The 5,873-nt window shown below is 46.8% G+C and carries 2 protein-coding genes and 1 pseudogene; all 3 read left to right on the forward strand.

From position 1 onward, the window contains the following. Positions 1–367, forward strand: a pseudogene (locus QUA38_RS27035) (filamentous hemagglutinin); the annotation flags it as partial. 65 nt (positions 368–432) lie between these two features. Further along, positions 433–3,327, forward strand: coding sequence for an S-layer family protein (locus QUA38_RS27040; RefSeq protein WP_333167338.1), 2,895 nt, complete (start codon positions 433–435; stop codon positions 3,325–3,327). Between the two features lie 65 nt (positions 3,328–3,392). Then, a partial coding sequence (locus QUA38_RS27045; protein ID WP_333167340.1) for a two-partner secretion domain-containing protein occupies positions 3,393–5,873 on the forward strand: 2,481 nt, incomplete at its 3' end.

Here is a 5,873-nt window from a genome sequence, read left to right on the forward strand (position 1 = left end):
TCCTGCTCAAGGTTTAGTGGAACTGCCACAAAATGTGGTGAATCCGGCTGCGTTAATTGCTGCAAATCCCTGCATCCAAGGAGCCGAGAGCGAGTTTACAGCTACAGGGAAAGGAGGAGTTCCACTCAGTCCTAATGATGTCCTCAGCAGCCCTCTATCGCCGTTGCCTTGGGTGGAACCAGCGGTAGGTGGAAGTCAGCAAGTAGAAGGCCCCCTAGCATCCATAGAAGTTCGGCCAACAGAAATTATTCCCGCTCAAGGTTGGGTAATAGACGATCGAGGACAAGTAAGCCTGGTAGCGTATAATTCTGGTGGTGGTGCATCTCTTCGCAGTCCCAAACCGACGGGTGTTTGCGTACCTCAATAGGTAATCTTCAGATTTTAGCTAACCCGTCGCTATTTTCCTCATGCTAAATTAACAGGAATTAAAAGATGCCCCGCCAATCTTCCGCCCTATTCTTTGCATTCTTACTGTTGTGTCCTGTCCCTGCGATCGCCCAAATCATCCCAGACAGCAGCTTGGGTGCAGAAAGTTCGCGGACAGCGACCGATACTATCAACAACTTACCATCGGACAGAATAGAAGGCGGTGCAACTCGCGGCGTTAACCTATTTCACAGCTTGCGCGAATTTAACATCCGTGAAGGGCGGGGAGCATATTTTGCCAATCCCAGCGGAATTGCCAACATCTTTACCCGCGTGACGGGCGGCAACCCTTCTAATATTTTAGGAACTCTGGGAGTTTTAGGCAACGGTAACTTATTTTTAATTAACCCAAAAGGGATAGTATTTGGCCCAAATGCTCGGTTAGATTTGCGCGGCTCATTTATTGGTTCAACTGGTAGTGGCGTTCTCTTTGATAATGGCTTTGAATTTAGTGCGACCGATGCTAATACAGTGCCATTGTTAGCGATTAATATTCCTGTGGGTTTAAGATTTAGAGACAATCCCGGTACAATTGTTAACTCTTCCCAAGCAATCGGTTCCACACCAACATTACCGCCACTGCCCGTAGAAATTCCTGTTGCTAACAAACTTGGTTTAGCAGTAGACCCCGGTCAAACTTTAGCATTAATTGGCGGTGACATTCAAGTACAAAGAGGAAACTTAACAGCTTATACCGGACAAATATTGCTGGGAAGTGTGAAAAGTCCAGGTTTAGTTCAATTTGAACCAACAGCTTTAGGTCTAAATTTAAACTATGACAATATTCAGAGCTTCGGCAATATTGAAATGAACGGCGCGTTTATAAATACCAGCGGATTAGGAGGTGGGAAAGTTGAGATTAGAGGTGGAAATGTCACCCTCAACAGTTCGAGAATTTATAGCCTGACATTGGGAAATATAGACGGTAGAGGGATTGACATTAACGCCCAAAACTTCCGAGTACAGGGGGAGTCGCAAATATCCACTTTGGCGTTAGCTTCAGGGAAGGGGAGCGATATCAATATCCGCGCCACTGATTCAGTAGAAATGAGTGGGATTGGCTTTGAGAGCTATCAACAATTTTTAGTTAATTATCGGAGATTGAGAACGATCGATCCTTTTGATCCGCAAATTGTTCTGACCACTGGCACTTCTGGCACAGGAACAGCAGGAGACATCGCGATTGATACCGAACGCCTGCTGATAGACAATGGGGCTGTAGTAGGTAGCAGCACGTTAGGTGTGGGAAATGGGGGAAATATTAACATCCATGCCAACTTTATCGATCAGGCTGGTTCTACGGTCAGCAGTGGGTCATTACTGGGTAGTAGCGGTACGGGGGGAAACATCACCGTTGCCAGCCAGAAATTAATCGTGCGTGATGGTGCTATTCTCACCAGTACCACCAGCAGTGAGGGAGCATCAGGAAATATCACTATTAAAGCTGCTGAATCAGTAGAAGTGTTAAGAACTCCCCCTGGCAGTGTGGTGCAAACTTTGATCAGCGCCGCCTCTATAGATCCCAATGGGACAGGTAGAGCCGGGGATATTACGATCGACACCAAGCGGTTAATTGCTGCCCAAGGAGCCGGAATTGCTGTATCAAGCGGTGGGACTATTGGCAATAGTCTCTTCTCTGATGGGGGACCCGGAGGCAATTTGACAATTAGGGCCTCTGAGTCGGTAGAGTTAGTAGGTATCTCTGGAGTTTTGGCAAATGGAGAATACAATCTTAGTTTCTTAGCCAGTGAAACCAGTGGTTCTAGTCAGGGAGGCAATATTGACATTGCCACGCCTGTGCTGACTTTGCGGGATGGGGGAGTAATTTTACAGTCTTCTTTCGGTACCGGAAATGCAGGCAGCCTCACGATTGATGCCGATCGCGTAGAAGTCTTGGGCAGCGATCTTAACGGTCGATTTATTAGTCAAATTGACGCTTCGGGGGGCAATTTCTTGGGCATTCCCATTCCCAACGCTACGGGAAATGCGGGTTCAATTAATCTCAAGGTCGATCGATTGACGGTTCGGGATGGGGCCGCGATCAGCGTCCGGGCTCTGGGAACGGCGCAAGCTGGTACTCTCACCGTTGTAGCCGACTCAATTGCCCTTGATAACAAAGGCAGCATTAATGGCACAACTGATGCAGGCGGCGGGGCAAATATTAACCTCCAAGCCCGAGACATTCAGTTGCGGCGCGGTAGCAGAATTACCACCGATACAGGTAATTCAGATGGTGGAAATATCAGAATTAATAGCGAACTTTTGGTAGCCTTACCGCGAGAGAATAGTGATATTACAGCTAATGCTCGCACAGCTATGGGCGGGCAAGTTACAGTCAATGTACCAAATATCTTTGGATTTACCAGCATTAACCGCGAACAAGCCAGGAGTAGTTTAGGGCTGACAGATGCTCAATTTGCAGCGTTGCAAGTAAGTCCGACTTCTCTAATTCCTACCAGCGATATTGCGGCGATTTCCCAAAGTAGCGGCCCAGCTTTGCAAGGAGCAGTAACGTTTAGCGCTACTGGGGTAAATCCCGCTCAAGGGTTAGTAGAATTAGAGCAAAATGTAGTCGATCCCAGCACCTTAATTGCTGCTAATCCCTGCATCCAAGGGCAAGAAAACGAGTTTACTGTTACTGGGAAAGGAGGAGTGCCACCGAGTCCTAATGATGCCCTCAGCACCGCAGCAGCGCCGTTTCCTTGGGTGGAACCAGCGGTAGGTGGAAGTCAGCAAATAGAAGGCCTCATACCATCCATAGAAATTCGACCAGCAGAAATTATTCCCGCTCAAGGTTGGGTAATGGACGATCGAGGACAAGTGACGCTGGTAGCGTATAATTCACATGGTGGTGCATCTCTTCGCAGTCCGAAATCGACGGGTGTTTGCGTACCTCAATAGGTAATCTTCAGATTTTAGCTAACCCGTCGCTATTTTCCTTATGCTAAATTAACAGGATTTAAAAGATGCCCCGCCAATCTTGTGCCCTATTTTTTGCATTCTTACTGCTGTGTCCTGTCCCTGCGATCGCCCAAATCATCCCCGATAATAGCTTGGGTGCAGAAAGTTCACGCACAGTTCCCGACACGATCAATAATTTATCCTCGGACAGAATAGAAGGCGGTGCAACTCGCGGCCTTAACCTCTTTCACAGTTTACGCGAATTTAACATCCGTGAAGGGCGGGGAGCATATTTTGCCAATCCCAGCGGAATCACCAACATCTTCACCCGCGTTACGGGTGGCAACCCTTCTAATATTTTAGGTGTCTTGGGAGTTCAAGGAAATGCCAACTTATTTTTACTTAATCCCAAAGGAATTGTCTTTGGGCCAAATGCTCGGTTAGATGTGCGTGGATCATTTGTCGGTTCAACTGGTAGCGGAATTCTCTTTGATAATGGGTTTGAATTTAGTGCAGCTAATTCTAATGCAGTGCCATTGTTAGCGATTAATATTCCTGTGGGTTTAAGATTTAGAGACAATCCCGGCACAATTGTCAACTCTTCCCAAACAATGGCTCCTACATCAGCCTTACCACCACTCCCCATAGAAATTCCTGCTTTTCAAAAACTAGGTTTAGCAGTAGACCCCGGTCAAACTTTAGCATTAATTGGCGGTGACATTCAACTGCAAGGAGGAAATCTAACTGCTTATACCGGACAAATTCTTCTGGGTAGTGTCAACAGTCCAGGTTTAGTGCAATTTGAACCAACAGCTTTAGGTCTGAATTTAAACTATCGCAATATTCAGAACTTCGGCAATATTGAAATGAACGGTGCATTTATAAATACTAGCGGATTAGGAGGTGGGAAAGTCGATATTCGAGGTGGAAATATTAATCTTAACGGTTCAGGAATTTATGGACTGACACTCGGAAATATCGATGGTAGAGGCATTAATATCAATTCCCAAAACTTACGATTAGAGGGGGGGGCGCAAATTTTCGCCTCCACACTGGGAGAGGGGAGAGGAAGCGATATCAACATCCGCGCTACTGACTCAGTAGAAATGATCGGGTTGGGAATTGAGGGCTATCAGCAGCTTACAGAAAATTTTCAGACATCTGGAACAGGCAACCCCTTTATTTCGCAAATCGTTCTGTTTACTAGCGCTATTGGCAGTGGAGCAGCCGGAGATATTAACATTGAAGCCGGACGGCTGTTGATGAGCAATGGAGTAGTGGGCGGTGCCCCCACCTTTGGTGCTGGGAATGGCGGAAATTTGAGTATCCGCGCCAACACCGTCGAACTCGTGAGTTCAACGCTCTATAACGGAACAACGAACGAAAGCACTGGTCAAGGCGGAAACATCTCTGTTGAAGCGCAACGGTTAATACTGCGCGATGGCGGTGCGTTTGCCAGCTTCAGCCTTAGTGATGGAGCATCAGGGAATATCGCGATTAAAGCGAGTGAATCGGTGGAATTATCGGGTAGTCTTCCTGTAGGTCTAGGGCAAACTCGGCTCGGCACGAATACTTTTGATGGTAATGGAAAAGGTGGGGATATTAGCATCGACACTAAGCGGCTGAGTGTTTCTAATGGAGCCACAATTAGTTTAACGACTGGTGCTATTTTTGGCGAAGTCGTGTTTTCTACAAGTGGGGGGACAGGAGGAAATTTAAGTGTGAGAGCCTCCGAGTCTATAGAAGTGAGCGGCGAGTCAAGATTTTTGGGGAATGCGGGCTATGTAGCAAGTTCTTTTGTTACTCAAACTGCAAGTTCTGGTAGAGGTGGAGATATTCGCCTCTCAACACCTAAACTAACTGTGCAGAATGGCGGGGTTATTTCTGCGGCTTCTTTGGGTATAGCAGATGCAGGAGATATTACAATTAATGCCGAGCGCCTAGCAGTGCAAGGTATTGGGAGTAACAGTGGGTTGAGGAGTGGAATTGAGGCCTCGTCTGGTAGGGCATTTAATGCTGTAAATTCCACTGCTAGCGGAAATGCAGGCTCGTTAAATTTGAATGCTAATCAATTGATTCTTCGGAATAGTGCAGTGGTTAATGTTCAATCTTCAGGAACAGGTAGGGCTGGCAATATTAACGTTGTAGCTGACTCAATTGCGCTGGAAAATAAAAGCATAATTGATGGCACGACTGTCTCTGGTACAGGGGCAAATATTAACCTGCAAGCGCAAGACATTCAGTTGCGACGCGGCAGTAGAATAACCACGGATGCAGGTATTTCTGAGGGCGGTAATATCAGAATTAATAGCGATATTTTGGTAGCTTTACCGCGAGAGAATAGTGATATTACAGCTAATGCTCGCACAGCTAGGGGCGGACAAGTTACGGTCAATGTACCAAATATCTTTGGCTTTACAAGCCTTAACCGTGACCAAGCCAGGAGTAGTTTAGGACTGACTGATCCTGAATTTGCAGCGTTGCAAGTAAGTCCGACTTCTCTAATTCCTACCAGCGATATTGCGGCGATTTCCCAAAGTAGCGGC

Source organism: Microcoleus sp. Pol12B4, assembly GCF_036701385.1.
GTDB lineage: Bacteria > Cyanobacteriota > Cyanobacteriia > Cyanobacteriales > Microcoleaceae > Microcoleus.